The organism is Acinetobacter sp. YH12052 (genome assembly GCF_013419835.1).
GTDB lineage: Bacteria > Pseudomonadota > Gammaproteobacteria > Pseudomonadales > Moraxellaceae > Acinetobacter > Acinetobacter amyesii.
The window spans coordinates 1-26638 of the sequence record NZ_VOZI01000008.1; the positions used below are offsets into that span (position 1 = coordinate 1).

Below are 26638 nucleotides of genomic sequence, written 5' to 3' on the forward strand. Positions count from 1 at the left end.
TGAAAACCTTCAAAATTCTTGCTGAGCGATATCGCAATCGAGGCAAAAGACTAGCATTAAGATTCAATCTAATTGCTGGAATTTATAACTTGGAGCTGAGTGAAAAATGACTTATGAAAGAAATCTACTATAAATGGGCCGTAAAACGCTCAAATCAAAACTTATTTCCAAATAATACAATGTAATTTATCTGGTCAAGAACGTAAGAACATAAAGCCCTTTGTATCCCTTCTATTTCAATCCCGGATAACACGACATATTTACGATAGGCTAAATGTTCACTCACATTGAAATAGGAAAATATTCCAATGACTACTATTAATGTTGAAAATATTAAAAATCATGCAGATGTTATTGCTTCTTGCGGTACTAAAGTCGGTGAAGTTGACCACTTGCAAGGTTCGGATCAAATTAAACTGACTAAACATGGTGACGGCCATCACCACTTAATTCCAGTTTCATGGGTTGGTGAAATTACAGACAATAAAATTGTACTGACTAAAGACTCTCAAGAAGTTAAAGATACTTGGGTTGAAGCTTAAAAGCTCAATCCTAAAAAACCCCTCTTAGTGAGGGTTTTTTTAATGTCTTCTGAGAATTGTCATTGGAGGAAGTTAGTCTTTATCTAATGTATGAGGTGTTGTTGTCTCCTCATTTTCATTACTATCTTTTTGCTGGCAACCTACCAGCCCCAATACTAGTACCACGCTTATAATTGCTAACGCTTTCATACTTAGGCCTATATATGTGTTAAAGCTCTACACTAACAAAGCATGAAGGTTACTGTGTATTGAATTAAAAATAAGAAAGCCCTCAATTGAGAGCTTTCTTAAATAGAATGAATTTAGGTGCATCTATAAATATTTAAATCCAAAAACCTATTTTGTACGCTCAATATGAATTACATCAATATCAGTAGATTTAATACGATGAGTATCAACCTCCCCGACTACATGCACTTGATCACCCACTTTGAGTTTAAGCGGTTTCCATAAATCATCATCAACGTCTATATTGATCGCACCTGTTGAATCACTTAACTCAAAATCATCACCTGCAATATGTTTAGTGATTTTTCCTTTTAGCGTTACACCAGATTCATCTGATAATTTTTTTGCTTGGGCAATTGTTACAACATTTTTTTCAGCTTCTTTTAATAACGCTGTATCGGACTTTGCAAATGATGTATTTACACTGAATAAGGCAAAACCACCAAGTACTGCACAAAGTATTTTTTTCATACTTATGACTCCTATTAATTAATTCTGTTCTACGAACTATAAGACTTTTCAGTCTAATATATTTGGATAATTTTCATATCTTTCAAGTGTAAAATCCCCTTCAAATGAAGTGAATGGGACTACGGTTAACTATAAAATATATAAATGTAAAAATAGAATCCTGTTAGTTTGTACTAGATTAGAAATTAAGCATTAGCATCTATTCATTAGTATTTACAGAAACTTATAAGATTTTCAAAGTTGTATATTTTTACATCAAAATGGCTTTAATAAAATCAGATGAGTATACAAATTAATTTTTATTAAAGTATTTGAAAAGCATATATTTTTGAAAATAAACAAGAAAATTCATTACTTTAATTATTCAGTGATAGGATACTTCTAACCCATAAAAGTATCATAAGCATTAAAAAATCGCCATTTCACTCACTATCTGATTTACTTCAACAACATATATATTTTGCTTTAATAGGAGAATCTTGATGAGTTTTATAATTCGAGACGAAAAACCAGAAGATATAAATGCTATTACAGAATTAACCAAAGCCGCTTTTTTAAACACAGAGCACTCCAGCCATACTGAGCAATTTATCGTAAATAGCCTTCGAGAACATGACCAACTCACGATTTCCTTAGTCGCGCTTGAGAACAATACCCTCGTGGGTCATGTTGCTGTTTCGCCAGTCTCAATCTCCTCAGGTGAAATGGGCTGGTATGGTTTAGGTCCAATTTCCGTTTTGCCAAATAAACAAGGTATGGGCATCGGTACTTTACTCATGAAAGCATCACTTGAGAAACTAAAACAATTAGGAGCAAATGGCTGTGTTCTGCTAGGTGATCCGAATTATTACCATCAGTTTGGTTTTAAATCATATCCTCATTTAAGGTTACCAAACGTACCTCAAGAATACTTTCAGGCTATCAGCTTCATCGACCATATTCCTACTGGTGAGGTTCACTATCATGAAGCCTTTAATGCAACTGAGTAAAAAATGTCTATATTTTTCCTATATTTTCATGCATAAAAGCCGCTCATTTGGGCGGCTTAGTTTTAAGGGAAATAACAAAAGGCTATATTTTCAGCATAAACATTGTGAGTAAATTCATATTTATCCACTACAATTTATCATTTTCAAATCAAAAAAATAAAATCAACTTCGAACTTTATTTTATGCATATTAGTCACTATATTAAAAATTCATAGAATAAATGAAACAACGTGAAAACTTGAAATTAACCTTTTGAAAAGAAGACGGCGCCCATAATGGAAACAAAGCATTATATTCTCAAATTGGTTGCTAGCTGTATTTGTCTAGCTTCAACATACACATCTGCATCTCCTGTACCTTCCAAGATAAATGAAGGTCAAATCGCCAATATAACAGCCCTTACACCCGGTACAATACTATCTTTACAAGTCCAAACGCCTGATCTTTTTAGTAATGCAGCAGAACGATATATCATCAGTTATCGAAGCCGAGGTGTTCATTCAGAACCGATTGTTGCTTCTGGATATGTCCTATTACCTAAGGATAAAGCCCCTAAGGGCGGCTGGCCAGTTTTGGCTTGGGCACATGGTACAACTGGTGTAGCTGATACCTGCGCCCCTTCGGGTGATTATGCAGATGGACCCGTTCACATATACCAACAAATTGCAGCCAAAGCTTTAAACGCTTGGCTTGCTCGTGGCTATGCAGTCGTTGCGCCTGATTATCAAGGTTTAGGCACACCAGGCGGTCACCCCTATATGAATGCTCAAAGTCAGTTACACACTGTCGTGGATGCTGTCCGTGCCATACATCAATTAAAATCAGTCAAATTAAGTAAAAACTGGTATGTCATGGGCCACAGTCAAGGCGGCGCTGCTTCCCTAACCGTAGCAGCGTTTGGACAAAAGGATGCCCCTGAACTCAATTTACGCGGAGCAATTGCATTGGCACCGGGCGGTTACCAATATGAAGGGATTGCTGAATATGTAGCAAATCAGTCTAATATTGATCCGAGCGTTGCAGCATTTTTACCTATCGTCCTGTTAGGTGCTGAAGCTGCAGAGCCTACACTTTCAGCAAAAGATTTTGTCAGCCCAGAAATGCAGAAAATCCTCAATCAAGCTCGCAATCGCTGCTTATCAGAACTACAAAATGAACTAAAAGTATCGCCAAAAACTGTTTTTAAACCTAATGTAGATTTAACGCCATTGACCCGTTATTTAAAAAAACAGTCGATCGAATTGATGACACCTCAGGTACCTTTACTGTTAGTACAAGGTGATCAAGATCAATTGGTAGATTATCGGGGTGTCCATGCTTATTACCAAAAAGTCTGCAAGGAAAATAAGCCCATAGCCTTTCACCCAATTAAAAATGGTGACCATCGTGATTCACTCAAACAAAGCGAATATTTAATCGACAACTTTATTCACTCAATTGATAATAAGACGTATTTAAATACCTGCCCAATAAACTAATACTTAAAATTTTATATCAATATTTTTGATAGAAAATTCATTATGTAATTTTATTTATTAAGTTTTTTATTCAAACCTAAAGATGTTGGCTGTCAGCCTAGATCAATTTGGATTAATAAAATAAAAATACACAACTAAACAAATCAAAGAAATAGTTGAAATGAATAAATAAGTACCCGTTGTATTAAAGCTTTTTAGAAATTTAAATAAATCCATTATTTCTTCCCCCCATGAAAAAATAAATAAATTATACTCAATAATATCTCGTGGATTAAATAGCCGTTGGTCGAATAGCTAGAGCTATGGATCAAGTGATCATTAAAAAAATATGTATTACTTTTGAATCTAGACTTATCTAAAGTTTGAATCAGGCAAATACAAAAATACAGTTCCCAACTCAATGAGAACTGTATTATTAATACTACAAATTGATCGAAATTAAACAGCAAGTACTTTCACAATAATGGTTTGCATGTCTTCATTTTCTTCAGCCAAATAAACACGCTTTAACTCTTTACTTTTCACTTTGAATTGATGATTTTGATACTGAATTACAGCCGGAATTTGATCAAAATACAGGCTATCTGCGTCTAATTCTTCTTGAAAAAGTGGCGTGCCCAATTGATAGTCTAGGCTTTTTAATACTACATATTTAACAGTCGTTTTCATTGAAATAAACCTACTTTTGTTACGCTCTTTATTTTAAGTTTTAACATCGTTTTCCTTCCGAAAAAACCTTTATTTCATATTTTCGTACAGCTTCTAAGCAATCACGCTATTTTTGTGAATTCCACAACACCCACAGTACCAACTTAGACTTTTAGTGAAATTACAGGCGAGCGGAATCAATGCTAAAATTTTAAGAATACTAATGATCATTCACCATTCTACTTTGGGGTAAGCACATGCTTAAACAGTGTTGCGATGCTTTAGAACAAAAATCCATGACTATCGCATTTATCGAGAGTGCAAGCTCTGGTTATTTATGTAGCCAATTTTCAATTTATAAGAATAGTGGTGCAGATATCTTGTTAGGTGGTCTGGTCAGCTATGATCCGTCGATCAAGCGTGAAATTTTAAAAGTAGATCCTCTACTGATAGAACAATATACGGCCGAATCGGCAGAAGTGACTCAAGCGATGGCTGAGCACGGACAACAGCTTTTTTCACGTGCAAACTTTGTGGTTGCCTGCACTGGATTACTCAAATCCGGTGGCAGCGCAACTGTAGAAAAACCCGAAGGAACATTTTATATTTCAATCTTACATGACAGTCGTATTTATAATTACCACTATTTTATTTTAGGTACAGCTTTAGAACGCTTAGATCAGTTAACTGAAAATGTTGCTCACAGTGTATTAGACATCTTAAATGCAGAATAAAACATACATAATCTTCATATTTAAATATCATTTTGCATAGCATACTGTATTGAGAAATTTTTCTCATCAGGACAAGAAAATGCAGCTACGTCATTTCAATGCATTCGCAATTAGCACACTACTGTCCTGCTCTGCTTTGGCTACGGTAGGCGGCCCTCAAACCATTGAGGTTTTAGGTTTTGATAAAAAAGACCAAAAAATCTATTTAATGCGTCATTTTGAAGATGGTCGTGGTCGTTTACCACAATTATATTATTATCAATTAAATAGCCAAAAACCGACGCAATTAATTACAGTGAAGTCTTTGTATATTAATCCAAAGACAAAACGGATTGATTACGATCAAGACAGCACCCAGTTTGATAAAGAAATCGCGAAAATAAAAAAACGTTTGGTCGAATTAACACCAGTAAATAACAATAATGCTCGAATACAGGTATTAACAACCATGAATGGCACTGCAAAATCATGGTATGACCCCACTGAAACCATTGATAAATGGACCTATCAATATCGTGTTAAAAATTCGCAGTATAAAAGCGCTGTACAAAAGGCTGAGACCTATAAAGAAGGTTTAAAAATCTCTAAAACTTATCGTGTAGTGCAAAAGCCTTTTTATTTAGTAACTGTTAAATATCTAGGGATTCCATTTGAAACAGGATATAGCGTTGAAGATCCAGTTTTATTAACCAAATAGATTGTTAAATTAAATAACAAATAATAAAAAAGCCTCTTTTGAGGCTTTTTTATTACACTTAAAATTATGCTGCAGAACGCTCTGCAATTGGCACAACTTTACGTAATTCCGGACCTGTATAGTCCGCACTTGGGCGAATAATACGATTGTCCGCACGTTGTTCCATCACATGCGCTGCCCAACCTGTTACACGGCTCATCACAAAGATTGGCGTGAATAATTTGGTTGCAATATCCATGAAATGGTATGCAGATGCATGGAAGAAGTCTGCATTACAGAACAATTTCTTCTCGCGCCACATCACTTCTTCACAGCGTACTGATACTGGATAAAGCACAGTATCACCGACGTCTTTAGCTAGGCGTTCAGACCAAATTTTGATGATGCCATTACGTGGATCATTGTCTTTATAGATCGCATGACCAAAGCCCATGATCTTTTCTTTACGCTCAAGTTTGCCGAGCATTTCACGTTCAGCTTCTTCTGGAGACGTCCAGTTTTCAATCATTTCCATCGCAGCTTCGTTCGCACCGCCATGTAATGGGCCACGTAGTGAACCAATTGCACCTGTGATGCATGAATGCATATCTGACAATGTTGATGCACATACACGCGCTGTGAATGTAGATGCGTTAAACTCATGCTCTGCATACAAAATCAGTGATACGTTCATCACTTGCTCGTGCAATTCATTTGGTTTTTCGCCACGCAGTAAATGTAGGAATTGAGCGCCGATTGAATCATCATCGGTGTTTTCTTCTACACGTACACCATCATGGCTGAAACGGTACCAGTAGCAAATGATCGCAGGTAGCGTTGCCAAAATACGGTCTGCAACATCTTGTTGTTGTTCAAACGATTGTTCAGTTTCAAGGTTGCCTAACATTGAAACGCCTGTACGCATCACATCCATTGGATGTGAGTCCGCAGGAATACGTTCTAATACTTCTTTCAACGCTTGTGGCAATTGACGCAATGATTTGAGTTTAGCTTTGTATGCTGCTAATTGTTCTGTTGTTGGCAATTCACCAAAGAAAATCAGGTACGCAACTTCTTCAAACTGACAGTTTTCTGCCAAGTCTTGAACGTCATAACCACGATAGGTTAAGCCCGCACCGCTTTTGCCTACAGTTGAAAGTGCAGTTTTACCCGCTACTTGTCCGCGCAGTCCTGCGCCCGTGAGTACTTTTCCTTCAGCCATTTTTTATTTTCCTTCAGTGAACAATTTATCTAAGGTATTTTCAAAAGTGTGATAATCGAGGAATTGATAGAGTTCTTTTCGTTGTTGCATTTTATCCAGTACATTGACTTGTGTACCTTCATTGCGGATCGCATGCATTACTTCTAGTGCCGCTTTTTGCATTGCACGTGTTGGTGATAATGGGTAAAGCACCATTGAAATGCCTTGCTCACCTAGTTCTTCTTTGGTGTAGTAAGGGGTATCACCAAACTCTGTAATGTTTGCCAGTACAGGGACACCAACAGCATCGCAGACAGTTTTGTACATGGTGATGTCTGTCATTGCTTCAGCAAAGATCGCATCAGCACCGGCTTCTACACATGCACATGCACGGTCGATCACTGCTTGCAGACCTTCTTTTTGCAAAGCATCTGTACGCGCCATCACCACAAAGTTTGAATCGGTTTTTGCATCGACAGCCGCTTTAATACGGTCAACCATTTCTTGTTGTGACACGATTTCTTTGTTCGGACGGTGACCACAACGCTTTTGTGCCACTTGATCTTCAATATGAACCGCTGCTGCACCTGCTGCAATCATTTGTTTCACAGTACGAGCAATGTTAAATGCACCGCCCCAACCTGTATCGATATCGACAAGCAATGGCGTATCTACACGTTCAGTAATACGACGAACATCTTCCAAAACATTGTCTAAGCTGGTCATGCCTAAGTCAGGTAAACCATATGAATAGTTCGCAACACCTGCACCAGATAAATATATGGCTTTATAGCCAACTTCTTTTGCCATCATTGCTGCATAGGCATTTACTGTGCCAATGATTTGTAATGGTTTTTCGATTTCCAATGCTTGTCTAAATCTTAAGCCTGCAGACGTTTGTTGTGTCATATTCCTTTCCACGGCATTTACTTTAATTTTCGAAGTTTGAGTATATCCATATTTTTTTCCAACTCTATGGCTTTGTAGAATATTAACTCTAAAACTTTAGTCAAATATTTCACTTGTCACTTATCTGTTGTTATTCTTTAGTCAAAGATCCCTTATTTATGAGCAAAGCAGAAAAGTACTGAATTTTTTGCTATAATTATCGTCAAATCAGCTCTTTTTTTGTTAAATATTATCACTTTATGCAAGATTTAATACACATTGAACCTTTAACGCATGACCAGCCACAAACGCGGCGCGGACATGAACGATGTGTTGCGCTTTTAGAAAGTGCTACGGAGCTTTTTTTAAAACGTGGGTTTGATGCAGTTTCATTAGATGACATCGTGAATCATGCGGGTGGTTCAAAAGCGTCAATCTATAAATATTTTGGTAATAAAGACGGGTTATTTAAGGCTATTTGTGACTATCGTCGCTGCTTATTTTTCAAAGATATTTGCCTACCATTTACAGTCAGCCCTGACACCGATATTCGTGCTTATCTCATCAATACTTTAAGTGACTTTCATCAGCATATTGTGATGCCTGAAAATGCGGCATTTATGCGTTTAGTTTTAGAACAAACTGGACGTAATCCGGAAATAGCACGTTATATTCATGAGCAAGGTCCGAAACAAATTCAGAACACCGTTGCGGAAATTTTATATCAAGCACATCAGCACGGTTTGCTGTATTGTGAAAACCCATTGTTTTCTGCTCAGTTTTATTTTGGAATTCTGCGAAATTTAGAATGGCGCGTTCTCATGGGCATCACCATTGATGAAAATGATCAAGAAACCATCAATTACATCAGTTATTGCGTCGATCGTTTCCTAGACGGTCACCAAAAGCGCTAGATTTTTTGCAATTTACCTCTCTTATAGTATATTAATCGATTCCTTTTTCTCTAACCAACCAACAACTAATTGTTGTTTTGTTTTTTGATTCAGCAATTATTGTGGAGTAACAATGGCTCTACGTCACTTTCTAACTTTACGCGATTTATCGACTTTAGAACTTAATCAAATTGTACAGCGCGGTATCGAACTCAAGCGCAAACAGCATAACAATGAAGTTTTCCAGCCTTTCGTTGGTAAAGTCATGGGCATGATTTTTGAGAAATCGAGCACCCGTACACGTGTATCGTTTGAAGCAGGAATGAGCCAATTTGGTGGTAGCGCAATTTTCCTTTCATCTCGCGACTCTCAATTAGGTCGTGGTGAGCCAGTAGAAGACTCTGCACGCGTGATTTCAAGCATGCTTGATATTGTGATGATTCGTACTTTTGGTCATGACATTGTTGAACGCTTTGCTTCTTATTCAAAAGTTCCTGTCATCAATGCATTAACAGATGATCACCACCCTTGCCAATTACTTGCCGATGTTCAAACATTTGTTGAACACCGTGGTTCTATTGAAGGTAAAACGGTTGCTTGGATTGGTGATGGCAACAATATGTGTAACTCATATATTGAAGCGGCTCATATGTGGGGCTTTAAATTAAAAATCGCTGCACCTAAGGGCTATGAACCTAAAGCAGAATTTTTATCTGAATTTGCACACTGTGTTGAACTTGTTGATTCTGCAGAAGATGCTGCAGTTAATGCAGATTTAATCGTGACAGATGTTTGGGCAAGTATGGGCCAAGAAGAAGAACAAAAAATTCGTGAAAAAGCGTTTGCAGATTATCAAGTGAATGAACGCCTGATGGATCTTGCTCACGCTGATTGCCTATTTATGCACTGCTTACCTGCGCATCGTGGCGAAGAAATTTCTGAAAATATGCTTGACCACAAAAATGCAGTGGTTTGGGATGAAGCTGAAAATCGCTTACATGCACAAAAAGCACTTGTTGAATTTTTAATTAACGAAAATCTAAAAAAAGACTAAGTTTTTACTTAGATAAATGAAGCACCTTCGGGTGCTTTTTTTGTTTTTGCATGCTTTAATAAAACCATAACTTTTATAAGTGATTTAAAATATGCACATTCAAAAACGCTTTTTAATTTTAGTCTCTTTGGGCCTAAGCACCGTTACATTTGCAGCATCTCCAACTGAGTTAGATCAATACCTCGTAAAAAAAGGAATTTTGGATGCTTCATATCAAATTAAAAATAAGACAGCATTAGATGAAATACTTTCTGCCATAAGTGACGAAGACTCTCGTACTCTTCCTTATCAAGTTGACCAAAATATGTTGATGGAAAAAATGGAAGTTTCAGCAGATAAAATAGAAATCGAAGGAATTATCACCACACCTGACTTTACACAATTTGCAGAATCGGTCGGCCAACAGCAAGTCAAGCAACTGATCAAAAAGAATTCTCTACAAAATTGTGAATTGCTATTTGAGCATCAATTTCAACGTGTAAATCCATATGTGTTAGAAATGGACTTATCTTCACCTCAACAGAAATACGAAATCAAAATCCACAACGCTGAATGCAAATTTAAATAAACATCTGATGTTACGCACGCCAAAGTAATTTCGTATTTTAAAATGATTTTTAAGTTCATTCGACGGAGTCTTACATCTAGGGTTTGAATGAATGGATTGGCCTTCGGCTGGAGGTACTTTTGTTTCGACAAAAGTACCCAAAACCATTGCCATCCGCAAAACTCGTTCACTAGCACCTACTTATTCAAGGTATCGCAAAAACATTTTTGATTAAAAGTAGTCCTGTCTCAAACAATTGCGGATGACCTTTCCGCGTATTGTTCTTTTTATTTGAATCAGATTGCGCTTCTGATTTCTTACAGTTCTTGGTTTAACTTCTGCAATGTTTACTTAACGAATTAAACCTTGAGGCTGTAATACAATCACTGCCGCCCCCACCAATACAATAACGCCACCTAGCATATCCCATCGCGTTAAACTTATTTGATCAACGAAACGCAACCACAGTAATGCAGAGAAAATATAGATTCCGCCATAAGCTGCATAGATACGACCCGAAGCTGCTGGATGCAACGTCAATAACCAAACAAATGCAGCCAATGCAAGTGCTGTAGGAATCCATAACCACTGCGATTTTTGCTGATTTAAAATCAAATATGGGAAGTAACAGCCTAAAATTTCCATCAATGCTGTTAGTGCAAATAAACCGAAAGTGGTCAGCACTTTTGTTAATGATACGTCCATCATTGAGAAATCCAAATCTAGCGTTGAATAAATATAAAAAACCCGTGCAAGCACGGGTTTTTCGTTAATTAAATTACTTAAGCGGGTTCAGCGGTTTGGTCTTCAAACACTTCGAGTTTTAAGCCCACAGCTTTGCCATTTTCTTTCTTCACTGAAACACCAACATTACCGCCATGTTCCGCAAGCTCGCCAAACAAAATCATTTCAGCAAGCGGTTTCTTCAAATGCTCTTGAATTAAACGCTGCATTGGACGAGCGCCCATCAAGCGATCGTATCCTTGCTCTGCCATCCATTCGCGTGCATCTTGGTCAACCTCAAGAACCACTTTTTTGTCATCTAACTGTGCCTGAAGCTCTGTTAAAAACTTATCAACCACACTTTCAATGACAGTTGTTGGCAATGCTTTAAATTGAATGACACCATCTAAACGGTTACGGAACTCTGGAGAGAAGGCTTTTTTCATCGCGTCTTGGTTGTCATTACTGTTATCTTGATCCATGAAACCAATGCTCACACGTGAAATTGATTCCGCACCAATATTTGTAGTCAGCACTAACACGACGTTACGGAAGTCAGACTTACGACCATTGTTATCCGTTAATGAACCATGATCCATAATTTGTAATAACAAATTAAAGACATCTGGATGCGCTTTCTCAATTTCGTCTAGTAAAAGTACGCAATGCGGATTTTTATGAATCGCGTCGGTCAACAAACCACCTTGATCAAAACCTACATAACCCGGAGGCGCACCAATTAAACGAGATACGGCATGACGTTCCATGTATTCCGACATATCGAAACGTACAAGTTCAACACCTAACAATTTCGCCAATTGCTTAGTGACTTCAGTTTTACCCACACCTGTAGGACCCGCAAAGACAAAATTACCCACTGGCTTATCTGGTGCTTTTAGACCTGCACGAGATAATTTAATCGCAGATGCAAGCGCTTCAATCGCTTCATCCTGACCGAACACCACACGTTTCAGATCACGCTCAAGATTTTCAAGGACGCTCTTGTCATCTTTAGACACAGTTTTCGGTGGAATACGGGCAATTTTCGACACGATATCTTCAATGTTTTCAACTGTGATTAAGGTGTCATCCTGCTCGGCTCTTAAACGGCGCTGTGCACCCGCTTCATCAATCACATCAATGGCTTTGTCTGGCAAGAAACGGTCATTGATAAATTTAGCCGATAGCTCTACCGCAGACACCAAGGCTTTATCGTCATATTTTACATGGTGAAATTCTTCAAATTTCGATTTTAAACCACGTAAAATATCAACCGTTTCTGAAATTGAAGGTTCATTGACATCAATTTTTTGGAAACGGCGTGACAGCGCATGATCTTTTTCAAATACCTGACGATATTCTTGGAATGTAGTCGAGCCAATACAGCGTAGAGTGCCATTTGCCAACGCAGGTTTGATTAAGTTTGACGCATCCATAGTGCTGCCCATACTCGAGCCTGCACCAATAATCATGTGAATTTCATCAATAAACAAAATTGCATCAGGTTTCTTTTTCAAGGCATTTAATAGCTGTTTTAAACGCTTTTCAAAATCACCACGGTATTTCGTTCCTGCAACCAAAGCACCAATATCTAAGCTATATACTTCTGCATTGGCCAATGGTGCTGGTGCTTTACCATTCACAATTAACCAAGCCAAACCTTCGGCAATGGAAGTTTTACCCACGCCTGGGTCACCTACCAATAATGGGTTATTTTTACGACGACGACATAAAATTTGTGCGGCACGCTCAATTTCTTTTTCACGACCAATCAGTGGATCTGTTTTGCCTTTTTGAGCTTCAACATTGAGATTGGTCGTATAAAGCTCTAATGGGCCAGAATTTGAAGACGTGGTGCTTTCACCATCGAGCTCTTCAATTTCCTCTTCAGCTTGGACTTCATCTTTACGTGTGCCATGTGACAAATACTGCGTTAATGTCAAACGGTTGATTTGATGGCGTTTAAGTAAATACACCGCAAATGAATCACGCTCTGAATACATCGCAACTAAAATGTCTGCACCTTCTACAGTGCGGTCATTACCACTCGATTGAACATGGAAAATTGCACGCTGCAAAATACGATCAAAACTTTCTGTAGGATGTGGCGCTTGATCGCTATTTTCGCCAAGCTTAGGGGTATGTTGTTCTACGTATTCTTCAAGTTCTTTGCGAAGCACAATAATGTCTGCGCCACATGCTTTCAATGCATTAACAGCGGAATCATTATCCAGTAAAGCCAATAATAAATGTTCTACCGTCAAAAATTCATGTCTCTTTTGACGAGCCATGCTGACAGCCAAACGTAATGATACTTCTAATTGACGACTGAGCATGTAATCCCCTTATTAATCTTTTGGCTCAATCTGACAAAGTAATGGATGACTTTGCGACCGAGCGTAATTATTGACCTGATTTGCTTTAGTCTCTGCGATGTCTCGCGGATAAACCCCTGCAACACCCTTTCCTTCATAATGTACAGTTAGCATTACTTGAGTGGCTTGGTCAAGATTCAAAGCAAAGTATTGTTGTAAAATTTCAATTACAAAGTCCATTGGGGTGTAATCATCGTTCATTAAAACGACAGCATACATAGGAGGACGCTTTAACTCAGGTGGCGCAGTCAATACTTGAATGTCTGAATCACCATCATCCTGCGTACCTTGGCTGAGAGTCGGGTTTAGATGCCAGTCCACTAAACCAGATTGGTAAAATGAATTTTTAATGTCAGATAAACACGTTTGACGCTTATTGGTTCGCATAGGATTTAGGTTTCACACTTAGTTTGCACTTGCTTCAGTTTGAGGAATTTCTGAAAGGAAGGCAGATTGATTTTCAACAGGCTGACCTTTCGACCAGCTAAAACGGCGAATAACGGGTTTAGAACCGCTTAAACGCACTTCAATAAAGTCTGGACTAAAGCCTTTTGGCATGGTCCAACGTCCAGTGAGTCGCTCACTTTCGCTAAAGTTAAAGTTTTTGTCTTCTAAAGGCACTGCAAGTACTTCTGTACCCTTAATTAGACGCAGCTCAACACTTCCAGACACATTACTTTTTGACGGACTTACTTGAACGAGATCAAGTTGGTATTCATACGCATTTTCAGGTAAAGGTTTAATCGCTAAATGTTGTACTGCAAGAGGCATACCACCACGTTGGCGCAATACTTCACGATACAAAACACTCAAATTACCAGTTAATTCTTGATCATCACGTGCTTTTTTAACAGCCAAATATAAATCATTTGAATTACTTACAGCGACATCACGCTCTTGGATTGCCGCATTCAAACTTTTATTTAGGCCTGCTAATTCAGTTTTTTGCTTTTGCACCACATCAACAAGTTGCTCTGCATCTGCATCATAACCGACCACAGTTAAGCCCTGACGATGACCGATACTATATCCGAGCAAACCGCTGCTCAATGCAAGTACAACTGCACCAATCGCCAGTGGCATATTCGTCTTCATAAAAGGCGTTTTTTCACTGTTTTCAGATTCTGACTTGAAATTAGATTCTGTATTCGACATCGTCATCTCTTATTTTTAATTCACTCAAGGCACACATTAAAATCCAGTTTTAAATGTGTGTGAAGTTTTAAATCGTTTCTTATGGTAATAAACCAATGCCTTGAAGTCCTGCATTTTCAGCAAAACTAAACATCAAGTTCATATTTTGTACGGCTTGGCCTGCAGCACCTTTCACCAAGTTGTCTTGAGCCACCAAAATCACCAATTTTTTCGGTTGAGGTTTGCAAATCGCAATACGTAATTGGTTCGCACCACGCACAGTACGTGTTTCAGGTGAGCTACCTGCAGGCATAACATCTACAAACTGCTCATTGGCATAGAACTGTTCATATATGCTTTGTAAATCCGCAGAAGCACCTGCGTCTGTCAAATCAATATAGATAGTGCTGAGCATGCCACGAATCATCGGTACTAAATGCGGTACGAATAAAATTTCATTAAACACACCTTTTTGACCTGAAATATTTTCTAAGGCTTCTACAATTTCAGGATGATGACGGTGACCCGCTACACCATAAGCTTTAAAGTTATCTGCATTTTCAGAATAGATCATACCCAGGCTGGCTTTACGACCTGCACCAGACACACCTGATTTTGCATCAATAATAATGCTTTCAGGTTTCACTAATCCTTCAGCTTTTAATACTGGCGCTAAACCGAGCTGAACAGTTGTTGGGTAACAACCTGGGTTACCAATCACTGAAGCCTTTTGAATTTTTTCACGGTTTAATTCAGACAAACCGTAAACTGAATCTTTTAATAATTCTGGGCAAGCATGGTCGAGGCCATACCATTTCTCAAATTGAGCTAAATCTTGCAAGCGGAAGTCAGCAGCAAGGTCAATCACTTTAGTATTTGCAGCAACTAACTCTTCTGCGTGTTTCATTGCAACACCGTGCGGCGTCGCAAAGAATACAACGTCACATTGTTTTAGTTCTTCAATATTTAGATCTGAATAGCAAAGGTCTGTATGTGCACGCAAGCTTGGGAACATATCATCCACACGGCGGCCATTTTCAGTACGCGAAGTTAAAACTTTCACTTCTGCATTTGGGTGTCGCAGTAAAATACGCAGTAATTCAACACCTGTGTAACCTGTACCGCCGACAATACCTACTGAAATCACGCTCTTTACCTCTATTCAAAGTATCCATTTGATGACTGCGTAGTATGACAGGAAGTTACGGTTTTCTGAACTGTTTTGACATATAAAGCTTCACTTTATAATGTTAGCTTATCTTCTGAATCCTATTAAGTCAGATCATGCATATAAATCCTGATCATTACCTATCCACAGCTCAAGGTCGTGTCTTCACTAAAGAAAGAAATATTCCAGCATGACAATGCTGTTTTGACGCTTTTAAGCATGAATTAAAAACTAACCCAAAGGTTAAAATCATTTATATATTGATCGGATGCCAAGGGGCTGGGAAATCAACTTGGGCCAAAAACCAAATATCCCGCGAACCTGAAAATATTATTTTTGATGCTATTTTAGTAAAGCAATCTGAACGTCTACCGATAATTGAGCAAGCTAAATAATTGGGTAAAAAATGCGTTGCTGTATGGTTTCAAATCCCGCTCGAAGTATGCATAAAAAGAAACGCTCAACGCCCTTCAGATGAAATAGTCGATCTGATGGCATTAACCAATGTTTATTACGCATTAGAACCGCCTACATACCAAGAAGGATTTGATTTAATTGAAATAATATATTAAGAAATGCTTTAGTGTTTACAACTTAGTGCCTTTAATTCAGAGCACCCACCACCAAGGCATTGCCGTCATTTTTAGTATTTTTCGATGCTGCTGAAAATTTATATCATGCTTTTGCACTTCAGCCCAAAAGTTTGGGCTATGGTCAAAGTGCTTGGTATGCGCTAACTCATGTACAGCCACATATCGTACAACTTGCTCTGGAAACAGCACCAATGCGCTATTCAGCATAATATCATGGCGCGCTGAACAGCTTCCCCAGCGCGTTTTGGGCTGACGAATTGAGCAATCACCATATTTCAAGCCTGTTTCACTGCTCACTTGCTTTAAATAAATTGGTAAATACTCTTTGGCATAAGCAATCACAAAGCTTTTTAAATATTGCTCAGGCTGTCGATCACTGATGAATAGTTGATGGCTTTCGTCATCCAAGATAAATGAATGTTTTTGCGTTTGATAAACAACCATTAACGGTTGTTCTAAATTAAATAACTTTAATTTTATTGGCAGACTTCGATCCTGCAGCCCTGCTTTTTCCTGCTGCTTCTGCCATGTCTCAATCATCCATTGTTCTGATTGTTTCAGAAAATCTTGCACTTGGCGCTGTGTACAAAATTGCGGCACTGTTAATTTAATTTGAGTTGGTTCTACTCGCAATCTTAAGCGTGTGGCACGTAATTTTCGGGTGATTTGAATTTCAGGGAGGTTGGGAGTCATTTATTCTTTTTAAAAGCTTATTAATAATGCATAAAATTTAACTTTAAGCAGTTTTCAAAAGTATATTGAGGGTTCCTTCTCCCTCTGGGAGAAGGTTAGGATGAGGGGGACATTTAAATTGACCTCTCCCTAACCCTCTCCTCAAAGGAGAGGGAACTTCCATTAGAAATTTAAATATAAATCGAAACTCTATTTACATTTAAATTTTCTATAGATTAAACCGCTGTACGCTCTTCAATACCGTTATCAGTGGCTACAACCGCAATATCCGCCTTGTTTAGAGCAAAGATACCGTTACACACTACACCCGGAATATTGTTTAAAGTTTTTTCAAGTTCCAATGCATTTAGGATATTTAAGTTGTGTACGTCTAAAATTACATTACCGTTATCTGTTACTACGCCTTCACGGTACACAGGATCGCCGCCTAAAGAAACGATTTTACGTGCCACAGCAGAACGTGCCATTGGAATCACTTCTACAGGAAGCGGAAATTCACGTGCCAACTGATCAACCCATTTAGAATCATCTACGATACAAACGAATTTTTTCGCAATAGACGCCACGATTTTTTCACGAGTCAACGCAGCTCCGCCACCTTTAATCATGTGCATATGACGGTCGATTTCATCTGCACCATCCACATAGGCATCTAAACCGCCAACGTGGTTCATATCAACCACTTCAATGCCTAATTTTTTCAAACGTTGTGCAGTTGCTTCAGAACTTGCAACAGCAGCTTCGAGTTGAAGCTCTGGCAATAATTCGATGAGGAAGTTCACAGTACTTCCTGTACCAACACCCAAAATACCGCCCTTTGGCAAATGCTTTAACGCAGCTTTTGCGGCAGCTTGTTTCTTTTCATCTTGGGTTGCATACAGACTCATAACTTGGCTCAACTATTTTTTGACATTAGACGCTGATTTTTCAGCCCAAATGTACAGGGGTTTGTTACAATAAACCCCTATTTTAAACTGTTAGATGGAAAATTAACATGCTGTCTCGTTTGGTTCGACAAATATTACAGGCAACGGTCTATGACGTTGCAATCGAAACCCCACTCGAAGCAGCGCCACGAATTAGTGAAAAACTAAACAATAACATTCGCTTTAAACGCGAAGATTTACAACCTGTCTTTTCTTTCAAGCTACGCGGTGCCTACAACCGTATTAGTCAATTACCGAAATCTCAGTTGGAACGTGGCGTTATTACTGCTTCTGCAGGTAACCATGCTCAAGGCGTGGCGTTATCTGGTAAAAAGTTAGGTATTCGCGCCATTATTGTTATGCCTAAAACCACACCAGACATTAAAGTACAAGCGGTTAAACGCTTAGGCGGTGAAGTGGTTCTGCATGGTGATTCTTTTGACGTAGCCAATAAATATGCAATCCAATGTGCAAAAGATGAAGGTATGACCTTTATTCCACCTTATGACGACGAACTCGTTATGGCCGGTCAAGGAACCATTGCCAACGAAATTTTGCGTCAATGGCGTGATGTAGACTATGTATTTGTTGCTGTTGGCGGTGGCGGTCTCATTGCCGGTGTAGCTGCTTATCTTGGTGATGTGGCACCGCATGTTAAAGTCATTCCTGTTGAATATGACGAATCAGCATGTTTAAAAGCAGCCTTTGAAGCTAATGAACGTGTCATTCTTCCATCTGTTGGTCTTTTTGCCGACGGTACAGCAGTTGCACAAATTGGTGAAAAACCATTTGAAGTGATTCAGCTACAAAAATCAGATAACTCAGGCCCAATTGTTGAGCGTGACGTTATTTTGGTGAATACAGATGAAATCTGTGCTGCAATTAAAGATACCTTTGATGAGTGCCGCAGCATTGTAGAGCCGTCAGGTGCAATGGCGCTTGCAGGTATTAAGAAGTATGTTGCAGAGCATGGTCTAGAAAATAAAAATATGGTGTCGATTGTATGCGGCGCTAATATGAACTTTGACCGTCTGCGCTACATTGCAGAACGTACTGAACTGGGTGAACGTAAAGAAGCGATCTTTGCTGTGACCATTCCAGAAGAAAAAGGTTCATTCCTCCAATTCTGCCGCGCACTACAAGGCCGTAACATCACTGAGTTTAACTACCGCGCAAGCTACTCAAGTGCCGCTCAAGTGTTTGTGGGTATTAGTCTCAAAAATGGCGAAAAAGAACGTCAGGAAATTTTTGAAACCTTAAAATTCCAATACGATGTAGACGATCTTTCAGACGATGAAGTGGCTAAACTCCATATCCGTTATTTAATTGGCGGTCATGCCGATATCGAGAATGAACGCCTATTCCGCGTGGAATTCCCTGAACGTCCAGGCGCATTACTGACTTTCTTAGAACGTCTAGGCCCAACGCATAACATCACCCTATTCCACTACCGTAACCACGGTGCTGCGGAAGGTCGTGTATTGGTGGGTATGGAAGCAACGGATGCGAAACAAAACCCAGATGGTTTGATTGAAACATTGGAAAATATTACCTATCCATATGTTGAGATTACCAATAACCTCGGTTATCAACGTTTCTTGAAATAAGTAAAATTTCTATATGAAAGCTGGGATCTAGGTTCCAGCTTTTTTATTTGCATCAACTATTTCCTGAATCAAAATAAATAAATTCATCAAATTAATTCATCAACGCTGTCATTGTTGTTAAATTCACCACACCCTATAATCCATTGAAAATAAAACAAAATGGATATTTAAAATTGAATTTTTATGCCTTATTTATGATCGCTATTGTAGGTTTAGGTGGATATTTTTATGCATATCCGGCTTATCAACTTAAGCAAGAGGAAGATAAGATTCGTCAAAGTATGAAACAAATTCCAAATCAGTCCCGTACGCAAAATCTAGAAAATATTTACGGCTATACCGCGCAAGCTGAAATGTTGAATCAATATCCAAATTACATTGTATATATTCGCTTTGATGAGCTAAGTGATCAAACCGCTCCCGAACCTGTTCAAGCCATCATCCGTGAATTTTCATGCGATGGCTTAAACCGTTTAAAGAACAATTCTGAGCTCGTTCGTAAAGCCACCTTAAATGTCATTAAAGAAGATCAGCATCAATTTCAATACATTCTAAAAAATAAATTAGGCTATGAAATTTTTAAATACCAACAAGTTATGGATAATTGCCCCAATATTGTTGAACTTTATGCCTATCAAAATGCTGAAGAAATTAAAAATTAGAGCTTTTCGGTTTAGATGGATTATGTAAATTTCCATAGCCGCTCCAGGCTGAACAAGCTAACATCAACATATTCAATAACTTTAGAATAATTTAGGAATACGGCATGGCTCAATTCGCTGTGATTGGCTTAGGAAGTTTTGGCGCAACTGTAGCCACTGAACTCATGGGTTTAAAACACGATGTCATTGGAATCGATAGCAACAAAAAGTTTGTTGAAAGTATTTCGGACCAACTGACCCATGCAGTGATTGCTGACGCAACAGATGAGCACGTTTTACATGAACTCAATATTCAAAATTGTGAAGCCGTCGTAGTCGCAATTGGTGAAGATATTGAAGCCAGCATCTTATGTGTGCTCCATCTTAAAAACATGGGGATCAACAAAATTTGGGCCAAAGCCAAGTCCAAAGCGCATCACATGATTTTAACCCATTTAGGCATCAGCAAAATCATCCATCCTGAAGAAGATATGGGTGTCCGTGTTGCTCAGTCACTAAGTTATCCAATGGTGAGCCGCTACATGGTGCTCGAAGATGACCATTATTTGGTGAAAATTGAAATTAAAGAATCACAACAAGGCACGCGTTTAAATCAAATAATGGATCATGTCCCTGAAGTGAAGACGATTTTGCATAAACGTGGCACCGAGCTTCAATATAGTTTAGATCCGAACCTGATTTTACAAACAGGCGATATTTTAGTGGTTGAAGGTTTACTCGAACATTTACGTCGACTGGCTAAACACTTTAAAGCAACTTTGTAATCAGCGTCGAGCTCCTTTTGCACATAATCACGCAAGATGACAGTAAAAAACATGAAACTGCACAATAAACAGCGTAATACCATTAATCTCAGCCCACCCAGTATTTTGGCATTGGGTTTTCTTGGGCTCATTATCATTGGCACCTTGCTGTTAAAGCTCCCATATTCACATCATGGTGATTTAAGTTGGATCAATGCCCTCTTTACAGCGACCTCTGCCGTAACCATTACTGGACTTTCAGTTGTGAATGTCGGCGAAGCCTATACGGTGTTTGGTAAAGTCGTGATTATGGGTTTACTACAATGCGGTGGTCTCGGTTTTATGACCTTTGCGATATTGGCCGCTATGAGTTTGTCCCCTAAAATTGGGCTAAAACAACAAATTATGGCTCAAGAAACCATTGGACAAACCAGTCTTGCCAAAGTGACCATGACTATTAAAGGCGTACTGCTTTATTCGCTATTTTTTGAAATGGTGGGAACGGTTATTTTGACCATCGCTTGGATGCAAGAATACAATTTTAACCAGGCCCTGTTCTATGCTGCCTTTTATAGTGTTTCAGCATTTAATAATGGTGGATTTTCATTATTTCCCAATAGTTTAATGAGCTTTGCTGACCGTTATTTCATTACGTTTACCATCAGTATGCTTTACATTATTGGGGGTATCGGCTTTTTGGTACTGATGGACATTAAGCGCAATAAAAGTTGGAAAAAACTCAGTACCAATAGCAAGCTGATTTTATCGACTATTGCGGGTTTAAATGTCTTTGCCTTCATCACCATTTGGTTATTAGAAGCTAATAATGCTGCTACCTTAGCTACGATGTCACTTGGTGACCAAGCCCTAAATGCTTGGTTCCATGCAACTGTTCCGCGCTCTTCGGGTTTTAACAGCTTACCCATGGAAAGCATGAGCGATGCATCTTCACTGATCACGATGTTACTGATGTTTATTGGTGGTGGTTCTCTCAGTACAGCTGGTGGCATCAAAGTCGGGACGTTTATTATTGTTGTACTCAGTGTGGTCAGTTTTTTAAGACGTGAAGATGAACTGCGTGTGTTTAACCACTCTGTTTCTGAAAAAACGACCTTTAAAGCATTAGCGGTGATTTTCATTACAGTAACGTTGATTTTCATTGGCTTTTTCAGTCTATTGCTTCTCGAACCTGATAAACGCTTTTTAGATTTGTTGTTCGAAGCGGTATCCGCTGCCTGTACAGTAGGCCTATCTCGTGGCATCACCAGTGACTTACAACCTGCTAGTTTAGTTGCCCTGATGTTATTAATGTTCGCAGGTCGACTTGGACCCTTAACACTGGCTTATCTGATTGCCACACCGAAGAAGAGTCGCTTAAAACACCCACCTTCTGAGATTCAGATTGGTTGATTTGTACATTTTCTCACAGTTAAAAAAAACCACGCCTTAGCGTGGTTTTTTTTAAATTCGAATCTTTAGAACCAATTCATTAATGACACACCGACACCGACATAGGTTGCCCGATGGTTATAGTCAATCAGGCTTTCACCATAGCCATCAAACAATTGAACTGTGCCGCGTAATTTACCATTGATTGGGAAAGTCCAATCGAACTGCACCGCACCATGTGAATCATCACCACCTTTCAATGAATGACGTAACATCAAACTAAAGTCATGATCTTTATGACGATAAAACGCTGTTAAATCCCCACGTCCCACATAATCGGTAATGTCAGGGTTGTTATCATCTTTGGTATCTTCTTCGAAACGATACCAAGGACGTAACATCAGTGCAAAATTGTCACGTTCAAATCCAAGATTTAACATGACACGATTCCAACTCCGCGATAAAGGATCAGAACGCCCATTAGACTGATGGTTAAAAGTTAAGCCCAGCATACGCCAGTTCAAACCCAAGAGTTCATAGTTGGTACGAAAAACCAGACTGGCTTCAGGCTCATAGTTGGTTTCACGGAATGGTCGTGATTCGTCTTCATTGTAGACTTGCCAACGAGAAGACTGGGTATAGCCCAACCAGATATCACCATTATCACCAAATAAGTTTTCAACAGCTTTGGTTTTTAATGACAATTGGAATTTGGCTTCCATCGATTTCAGGTTTTGTTCCTGATCGGCTTGTACCGTGTTGTTTTCATTCGGGCTTGATGGACGTTCATTTTTATCCGAAGTCCAATATCCCGGCATTAAATACACAGGTTGATAGCCACGAATATTCCACGTCCCCAATTTACTTTCTGGAGAAAGCTCCCAACGACTATCCAATAATGAAAGATTTGGATTGAGGTTCGGTGCTTCTACAGCAAATAAACGGTCCGTAAACGCATGACTGACTTTTTCTTTGAAAGTCAGCTTTTCAGTCGGCTCAGGTTTAATTTCTTGGGCGGCTTGGCGCTCAGAAACCAGCATTTCTTTTTCAGCAGGTTGCACTTTAAACAAAGCGTCATAACACGATAATCGCTCTGCATTTGACTCAAGTGCCACACATGCTTCAGCGGTAGCTGGTTTAACAGCCACTTCCGCATTTTGTGCATTTACAATATTGACATACATTGAACTGAGCGCAATGAGGCTCAGTTGCAATGTCGTACGCTCAAGAGATTTGAACGCCATAAAAACCCCTTTTTTGTTTTAATTCACTTGTTTTATTTCGAAACCAAGCTCAACCAAAGCATCTCGCTTAGCCACCGGTGCAACCACAGCTTTTGTCGGTTGTTGTTCAACCAAGTACGCCACAGCAACACGTTTTAGATCTTCCAAAGTCACATTCAACAAACGTTCACGTAACATTTGACGGAAAGCTGGCGTGCGTTTATGCAATAAAGCATAACAAGCTGTAATGGCTTCACCCGCTGGTGACCCCGGTTTATCCATGCTGGCAATTAGACCCAAAATCGCTTCTTCTAGCTGATGAGGTTGTTGTTCAGCATTCAGTAGCCACTGCACACTTGCGTCAAAATCTTTAAACGTTTCAGCTAAACGTGGGTCACGGTAGCTATAGAAACGGAATGAACATGCATTGCCGTCATAGCTTGCACCACCACCATACGCGCCACCTTTTTCACGAATCGCACTATGCAAGAAGCCATTACGTAAATAAGCCGCCAAAATCATCAAAGGTGCTGCATCTGGATGCGACACTTCCACCGCAGGATATGCTGAAGCGCAGAACTGAACATTGGCTTGAATGAGCCAAGCTTCGTCATTGTTGCTATCTGCAAAATTCACTTGGGTTAAAGCATGAGGGTTATCGTCAATTGCCACTTTATCCCAAATGGTTTGAACTTCTTCAACCAATCTGTCTGAATGATGTTCTTCACACACCACCAAGAATTGTTTTGGTGCTTTAAGCAAACGGTTATGAATTAACTTAAGCTCATCAATCAAGGCATTATAAGCCGTGTCGTCTTGCTCAATTTTGCTGACAAGTTCTGACAACCAGTTCAGCGCGCCTAGGCCTGTATTATGATAATCACGTAACGCCAATGCACTATGTTGACGACCTGCAATTTGCATTGCATAGCTATGACCAGAGCCAGAAACACGTGAATGCCAACGTGCTTTACGTTGTTGCAATAACTCTACGATACGGTTTTTCTCATCAAAACGTAGCTGTTCAAAAGCCAATTTCAATAAGCGAATGGCTTCAAGATTATTCACCAATGATTTAGTGGTCAACGTTAGCCAAGCACTAATTTGACCTTTATCGTCCACTTTTGAACGCAGGGATGCACCCATACCTAAACCGCCACTCACAGCTGTTTGCAACTGTTGTAGCTCTAAGTAGTCGTATTCACCTGCACCAACTTCACCCATCAAAATCGACAAGAGGTTGAAATACGGCGATTGCACCACTTCATCAGGAATCTGAATCAAAACTTGTTGGTAGTAAAGACCATTGGTGCCTGCGTGGTAAAGATTTAACGGCGTATCCAAGCCATTACTGATAATTTCGCGTAATTGACCTTGTACAATCTGTAATTGTGCAGGAACGTCTTCTAAACCTACTTTAGGCAATAGGTTCAAATCATCTGGGGTATCTTGACGAATGTTCAGTGCTTCAGTCTGCGCAATAATCTCTGCTTTTTGCGCTTCAGTTAAGTTCGCATCTATTTCTTTTAAACGTGCTTTTTCTGCTGCCGCTTCCAAAGCATTTTTTTCAGCATCTGGAACCAAAGTTAATTGCACACGATGTTGATTATCTAGCAAGTATGTTTTGATTAAGTTAGATAACCACATTGGGTCTTTCAACTCTTCCTTCACTTGTTCAATGGCCGTATCCACATCCCAGACATCCACAGGGTCTGAATGGTGAATCGCACTGCTTAAACCATTCAGAATTAAGCTTAGGCCATATGGTGTACCATCACCATTAATTTCACGCTGATGCAATTCAATCTGATGCAAAATCGCTTCAACTAAAGCCGAATCAACAGGCTTAGCCGCAACGTCTTCTAATACTTTAAACACGCCATTTTTAAATTGTTCTGCATGCTCAGGGTTTGAACCTTGAATTGCACAGTAGAACGTCATTTCATAGTTTGAGTCATCTACGCCCATGAATGGACCAGTAGACTGTGCATAACCACAGGTTTCTAAGTAATGACGTAATGGCGAAGCAGAATCTTCAAGCAATACCCCCTCAACCAAACGCATACCTAAACGTAATTTAATATTACTTGCTTCAGGCAATAACCAAGAAAGCACATGATATGTTTTGTCTTTGAGGTCTTCAGCATCAACTGCATACGTTTCAGTTACAGTTACAGGCGCAGTTAAGCGGCGCTCAGGTTTTGAATACAGCGTTTGACCTTTTTCAAATTTAGACAAAGCAAGCGTTTCAAACTGTTCTTGTAAATTATATGCAGGCTCATTACCAAAGGTCATAAACACCGCATTACTTGGGTGATAATGTGATTTGTAGAAACTGACCAACTCTTCATAGCTTAAGTCAGGAATGTCTTTCGGATCACCACCTGAGTTGTAATGATATGTCGTTTCTGGGAATAAATGATGGGCAAGTTGGTGATACAACTGATCTGAAGGTGAACTCATTGCACCTTTCATTTCATTAAATACCACGCCTTTATATACAGCTTCGCCATTTTCTAGCTCAATACGAATCCCTTCTTGCGCAAAATCAAGCGGGTTCAAATTCGCAGCAAAAGCAGCATCCATATAAACTTCTAACAAGTTTTGGAAATCTTTTTTATTTTGCGTTGCAAATGGATAAGCCGTCCAATCCGCTGCGGTAAACGCATTCATGAACGTATTGAGTGAACGGCGAATCATTAAAAAGAATGGGTCACGTACAGGGAACTTTTCTGAGCCACAAAGTGCCGTATGCTCAAGAATATGCGCCTCGCCTTTTGAATCCATCGGCTGTGTACGGAAGGCAACTAAAAATACGTTTTCGTCATGGTTTGTGGCTAAGTGATAATGCACTGCGCCAGTCACTTTGTGTTTATATTCAGACACTAAAATGTCTAAAGCTTCAACATGATGTTGACGAATCAACTGAAACGCGGGATGTACAGTTTGAGAAATGGTTTCAGTGACATCTACAGTCATGTGTGCTCCTAATCTATTCATTTAAATTAGGCAAAGTATACCTTAAAAAATCACAACTAGATTCACCGAAACAA

At 39.1% G+C, this 26638-nt stretch carries 25 protein-coding genes and 1 pseudogene; 13 read left to right on the forward strand and 13 right to left on the reverse strand.

What is annotated here, in order from left to right; translation table 11 throughout:
• Positions 1-110, forward strand: a pseudogene (locus FTU06_RS07255) (IS5/IS1182 family transposase); the annotation flags it as partial.
• 198 nt (positions 111-308) lie between these two features.
• Entirely contained in the window at positions 309-542 is a 234-nt protein-coding gene (locus FTU06_RS07260) for a DUF2171 domain-containing protein (protein ID WP_180090177.1), read from the forward strand.
• Between the two features lie 336 nt (positions 543-878).
• Here FTU06_RS07260 and FTU06_RS07265 read toward each other — a convergent pair whose 3' ends face one another.
• Positions 879-1241: a NirD/YgiW/YdeI family stress tolerance protein gene (locus tag FTU06_RS07265; protein ID WP_180145798.1), complete on the reverse strand. Its 363-nt coding sequence runs from the start codon at positions 1239-1241 to the stop codon at positions 879-881.
• A 482-nt stretch (positions 1242-1723) separates the two neighbouring features.
• On the opposite strand from FTU06_RS07265, the gene FTU06_RS07270 reads away from it, so the two are divergent.
• Both FTU06_RS07270 and FTU06_RS07275 read left to right on the forward strand, forming a co-directional pair.
• A complete protein-coding gene (locus FTU06_RS07270) occupies positions 1724-2230 on the forward strand; it encodes a GNAT family N-acetyltransferase (RefSeq protein WP_180145801.1) in 507 nt (168 codons plus the stop codon).
• Positions 2231-2502: 272 nt separating this feature from the next.
• On the forward strand, positions 2503-3708 hold the full coding sequence (locus FTU06_RS07275) for an alpha/beta fold hydrolase (RefSeq protein ID WP_180145950.1): 1206 nt from the start codon (positions 2503-2505) through the stop codon (positions 3706-3708).
• Between the two features lie 438 nt (positions 3709-4146).
• Here FTU06_RS07275 and FTU06_RS07280 read toward each other — a convergent pair whose 3' ends face one another.
• Positions 4147-4377 (reverse strand): hypothetical protein, encoded by a 231-nt coding sequence (locus FTU06_RS07280; protein WP_078190858.1) that lies wholly within the window; start codon positions 4375-4377, stop codon positions 4147-4149.
• Between the two features lie 236 nt (positions 4378-4613).
• Between FTU06_RS07280 and FTU06_RS07285 the strand changes: the two genes are divergently transcribed.
• The gene (locus FTU06_RS07285) at positions 4614-5090 is read left to right on the forward strand and encodes a CinA family protein (protein ID WP_180007802.1); all 477 of its coding nucleotides are present in this window, start codon (positions 4614-4616) and stop codon (positions 5088-5090) included.
• 79 nt (positions 5091-5169) lie between these two features.
• Positions 5170-5787, forward strand: a complete 618-nt coding sequence (locus FTU06_RS07290; protein WP_180145804.1) for an aminotransferase — start codon at positions 5170-5172, stop codon at positions 5785-5787.
• Between the two features lie 64 nt (positions 5788-5851).
• Here the strand turns inward: FTU06_RS07290 and prpC are convergent, their stop codons facing one another.
• Both prpC and prpB read right to left on the reverse strand, forming a co-directional pair.
• Complete coding sequence (prpC, locus tag FTU06_RS07295; protein WP_180007804.1) at positions 5852-6988, reverse strand: 2-methylcitrate synthase; 1137 nt, start codon at positions 6986-6988, stop codon at positions 5852-5854.
• Positions 6989-6991: 3 nt separating this feature from the next.
• The gene (gene prpB, locus FTU06_RS07300) at positions 6992-7876 is read right to left on the reverse strand and encodes a methylisocitrate lyase (protein WP_180145808.1); all 885 of its coding nucleotides are present in this window, start codon (positions 7874-7876) and stop codon (positions 6992-6994) included.
• Between the two features lie 239 nt (positions 7877-8115).
• Here prpB and FTU06_RS07305 point away from each other — a divergent pair, with 239 nt between their 5' ends.
• The 3 genes from FTU06_RS07305 to FTU06_RS07315 all read left to right on the forward strand — a co-directional run bounded on the left by FTU06_RS07305 (position 8116) and on the right by FTU06_RS07315 (position 10370).
• Entirely contained in the window at positions 8116-8769 is a 654-nt protein-coding gene (locus FTU06_RS07305; protein ID WP_111883702.1) for a TetR/AcrR family transcriptional regulator, read from the forward strand.
• A gap of 112 nt (positions 8770-8881) precedes the next feature.
• Positions 8882-9802 carry an ornithine carbamoyltransferase gene (argF, locus tag FTU06_RS07310; RefSeq protein WP_078193464.1) on the forward strand — a complete coding sequence of 307 codons (921 nt, stop codon included), beginning with the start codon at positions 8882-8884 and terminating at the stop codon, positions 9800-9802.
• A 91-nt stretch (positions 9803-9893) separates the two neighbouring features.
• Positions 9894-10370 carry a hypothetical protein gene (locus FTU06_RS07315; RefSeq protein WP_180054365.1) on the forward strand — a complete coding sequence of 159 codons (477 nt, stop codon included), beginning with the start codon at positions 9894-9896 and terminating at the stop codon, positions 10368-10370.
• Between the two features lie 330 nt (positions 10371-10700).
• On the opposite strand, the gene FTU06_RS07320 is transcribed toward FTU06_RS07315, so the two are convergent.
• The 7 genes from FTU06_RS07320 to rpiA all read right to left on the reverse strand — a co-directional run bounded on the left by FTU06_RS07320 (position 10701) and on the right by rpiA (position 17922).
• Entirely contained in the window at positions 10701-11054 is a 354-nt protein-coding gene (locus FTU06_RS07320; protein ID WP_180007869.1) for a YnfA family protein, read from the reverse strand.
• Between the two features lie 77 nt (positions 11055-11131).
• Entirely contained in the window at positions 11132-13408 is a 2277-nt protein-coding gene (clpA, locus tag FTU06_RS07325; RefSeq protein WP_180145811.1) for an ATP-dependent Clp protease ATP-binding subunit ClpA, read from the reverse strand.
• Positions 13409-13420: 12 nt separating this feature from the next.
• A complete protein-coding gene (clpS, locus tag FTU06_RS07330; protein WP_078188641.1) occupies positions 13421-13834 on the reverse strand; it encodes an ATP-dependent Clp protease adapter ClpS in 414 nt (137 codons plus the stop codon).
• Between the two features lie 18 nt (positions 13835-13852).
• Positions 13853-14602 (reverse strand): hypothetical protein, encoded by a 750-nt coding sequence (locus FTU06_RS07335; RefSeq protein ID WP_180054369.1) that lies wholly within the window; start codon positions 14600-14602, stop codon positions 13853-13855.
• 79 nt (positions 14603-14681) lie between these two features.
• Positions 14682-15728, reverse strand: coding sequence for an N-acetyl-gamma-glutamyl-phosphate reductase (gene argC, locus FTU06_RS07340; protein ID WP_180007810.1), 1047 nt, complete (start codon positions 15726-15728; stop codon positions 14682-14684).
• Positions 15729-16357: 629 nt separating this feature from the next.
• The gene (locus tag FTU06_RS07345; RefSeq protein WP_180007811.1) at positions 16358-17035 is read right to left on the reverse strand and encodes a SprT family zinc-dependent metalloprotease; all 678 of its coding nucleotides are present in this window, start codon (positions 17033-17035) and stop codon (positions 16358-16360) included.
• A 215-nt stretch (positions 17036-17250) separates the two neighbouring features.
• Complete coding sequence (rpiA, locus tag FTU06_RS07350; protein ID WP_180004663.1) at positions 17251-17922, reverse strand: ribose-5-phosphate isomerase RpiA; 672 nt, start codon at positions 17920-17922, stop codon at positions 17251-17253.
• Between the two features lie 107 nt (positions 17923-18029).
• Between rpiA and ilvA the strand changes: the two genes are divergently transcribed.
• The 4 genes from ilvA (at position 18030) to FTU06_RS07370 (ending at position 22383) form a co-directional block, all read left to right on the forward strand.
• Entirely contained in the window at positions 18030-19568 is a 1539-nt protein-coding gene (gene ilvA, locus FTU06_RS07355) for a threonine ammonia-lyase, biosynthetic (protein WP_180145814.1), read from the forward strand.
• Between the two features lie 194 nt (positions 19569-19762).
• Positions 19763-20230, forward strand: coding sequence for a hypothetical protein (locus FTU06_RS07360; protein ID WP_180007813.1), 468 nt, complete (start codon positions 19763-19765; stop codon positions 20228-20230).
• A 104-nt stretch (positions 20231-20334) separates the two neighbouring features.
• Positions 20335-20994, forward strand: a complete 660-nt coding sequence (locus FTU06_RS07365; protein WP_180145817.1) for a TrkA family potassium uptake protein — start codon at positions 20335-20337, stop codon at positions 20992-20994.
• 51 nt (positions 20995-21045) lie between these two features.
• Positions 21046-22383 (forward strand): TrkH family potassium uptake protein, encoded by a 1338-nt coding sequence (locus tag FTU06_RS07370; RefSeq protein ID WP_078188650.1) that lies wholly within the window; start codon positions 21046-21048, stop codon positions 22381-22383.
• A gap of 65 nt (positions 22384-22448) precedes the next feature.
• Here FTU06_RS07370 and FTU06_RS07375 read toward each other — a convergent pair whose 3' ends face one another.
• Both FTU06_RS07375 and FTU06_RS07380 read right to left on the reverse strand, forming a co-directional pair.
• Positions 22449-23606 (reverse strand): phospholipase A, encoded by a 1158-nt coding sequence (locus FTU06_RS07375; protein WP_180145820.1) that lies wholly within the window; start codon positions 23604-23606, stop codon positions 22449-22451.
• 18 nt (positions 23607-23624) lie between these two features.
• Entirely contained in the window at positions 23625-26564 is a 2940-nt protein-coding gene (locus tag FTU06_RS07380) for an insulinase family protein (RefSeq protein WP_180145824.1), read from the reverse strand.
• Positions 26565-26638 lie beyond the last annotated feature (74 nt).

What these genes read in the sequence shown, in the direction of transcription:
- FTU06_RS07260 (WP_180090177.1), top strand. Translation starts at nt 309, where the DNA reads ATGACTACTATTAATGTTGAAAATATTAAAAATCATGCAGATGTTATT.
- FTU06_RS07265 (WP_180145798.1), bottom strand. Translation starts at nt 1,241, where the DNA reads ATGAAAAAAATACTTTGTGCAGTACTTGGTGGTTTTGCCTTATTCAGT.
- FTU06_RS07270 (WP_180145801.1), top strand. Translation starts at nt 1,724, where the DNA reads ATGAGTTTTATAATTCGAGACGAAAAACCAGAAGATATAAATGCTATT.
- FTU06_RS07280 (WP_078190858.1), bottom strand. Translation starts at nt 4,377, where the DNA reads ATGAAAACGACTGTTAAATATGTAGTATTAAAAAGCCTAGACTATCAA.
- FTU06_RS07285 (WP_180007802.1), top strand. Translation starts at nt 4,614, where the DNA reads ATGCTTAAACAGTGTTGCGATGCTTTAGAACAAAAATCCATGACTATC.
- FTU06_RS07290 (WP_180145804.1), top strand. Translation starts at nt 5,170, where the DNA reads ATGCAGCTACGTCATTTCAATGCATTCGCAATTAGCACACTACTGTCC.
- prpC (WP_180007804.1), bottom strand. Translation starts at nt 6,988, where the DNA reads ATGGCTGAAGGAAAAGTACTCACGGGCGCAGGACTGCGCGGACAAGTA.
- prpB (WP_180145808.1), bottom strand. Translation starts at nt 7,876, where the DNA reads ATGACACAACAAACGTCTGCAGGCTTAAGATTTAGACAAGCATTGGAA.
- FTU06_RS07305 (WP_111883702.1), top strand. Translation starts at nt 8,116, where the DNA reads ATGCAAGATTTAATACACATTGAACCTTTAACGCATGACCAGCCACAA.
- argF (WP_078193464.1), top strand. Translation starts at nt 8,882, where the DNA reads ATGGCTCTACGTCACTTTCTAACTTTACGCGATTTATCGACTTTAGAA.
- FTU06_RS07315 (WP_180054365.1), top strand. Translation starts at nt 9,894, where the DNA reads ATGCACATTCAAAAACGCTTTTTAATTTTAGTCTCTTTGGGCCTAAGC.
- FTU06_RS07320 (WP_180007869.1), bottom strand. Translation starts at nt 11,054, where the DNA reads ATGGACGTATCATTAACAAAAGTGCTGACCACTTTCGGTTTATTTGCA.
- clpA (WP_180145811.1), bottom strand. Translation starts at nt 13,408, where the DNA reads ATGCTCAGTCGTCAATTAGAAGTATCATTACGTTTGGCTGTCAGCATG.
- clpS (WP_078188641.1), bottom strand. Translation starts at nt 13,834, where the DNA reads ATGCGAACCAATAAGCGTCAAACGTGTTTATCTGACATTAAAAATTCA.
- FTU06_RS07335 (WP_180054369.1), bottom strand. Translation starts at nt 14,602, where the DNA reads ATGTCGAATACAGAATCTAATTTCAAGTCAGAATCTGAAAACAGTGAA.
- FTU06_RS07345 (WP_180007811.1), bottom strand. Translation starts at nt 17,035, where the DNA reads ATGACTCCCAACCTCCCTGAAATTCAAATCACCCGAAAATTACGTGCC.
- rpiA (WP_180004663.1), bottom strand. Translation starts at nt 17,922, where the DNA reads ATGAGTCTGTATGCAACCCAAGATGAAAAGAAACAAGCTGCCGCAAAA.
- ilvA (WP_180145814.1), top strand. Translation starts at nt 18,030, where the DNA reads ATGCTGTCTCGTTTGGTTCGACAAATATTACAGGCAACGGTCTATGAC.
- FTU06_RS07360 (WP_180007813.1), top strand. Translation starts at nt 19,763, where the DNA reads ATGATCGCTATTGTAGGTTTAGGTGGATATTTTTATGCATATCCGGCT.
- FTU06_RS07365 (WP_180145817.1), top strand. Translation starts at nt 20,335, where the DNA reads ATGGCTCAATTCGCTGTGATTGGCTTAGGAAGTTTTGGCGCAACTGTA.
- FTU06_RS07370 (WP_078188650.1), top strand. Translation starts at nt 21,046, where the DNA reads ATGAAACTGCACAATAAACAGCGTAATACCATTAATCTCAGCCCACCC.
- FTU06_RS07375 (WP_180145820.1), bottom strand. Translation starts at nt 23,606, where the DNA reads ATGGCGTTCAAATCTCTTGAGCGTACGACATTGCAACTGAGCCTCATT.
- FTU06_RS07380 (WP_180145824.1), bottom strand. Translation starts at nt 26,564, where the DNA reads ATGACTGTAGATGTCACTGAAACCATTTCTCAAACTGTACATCCCGCG.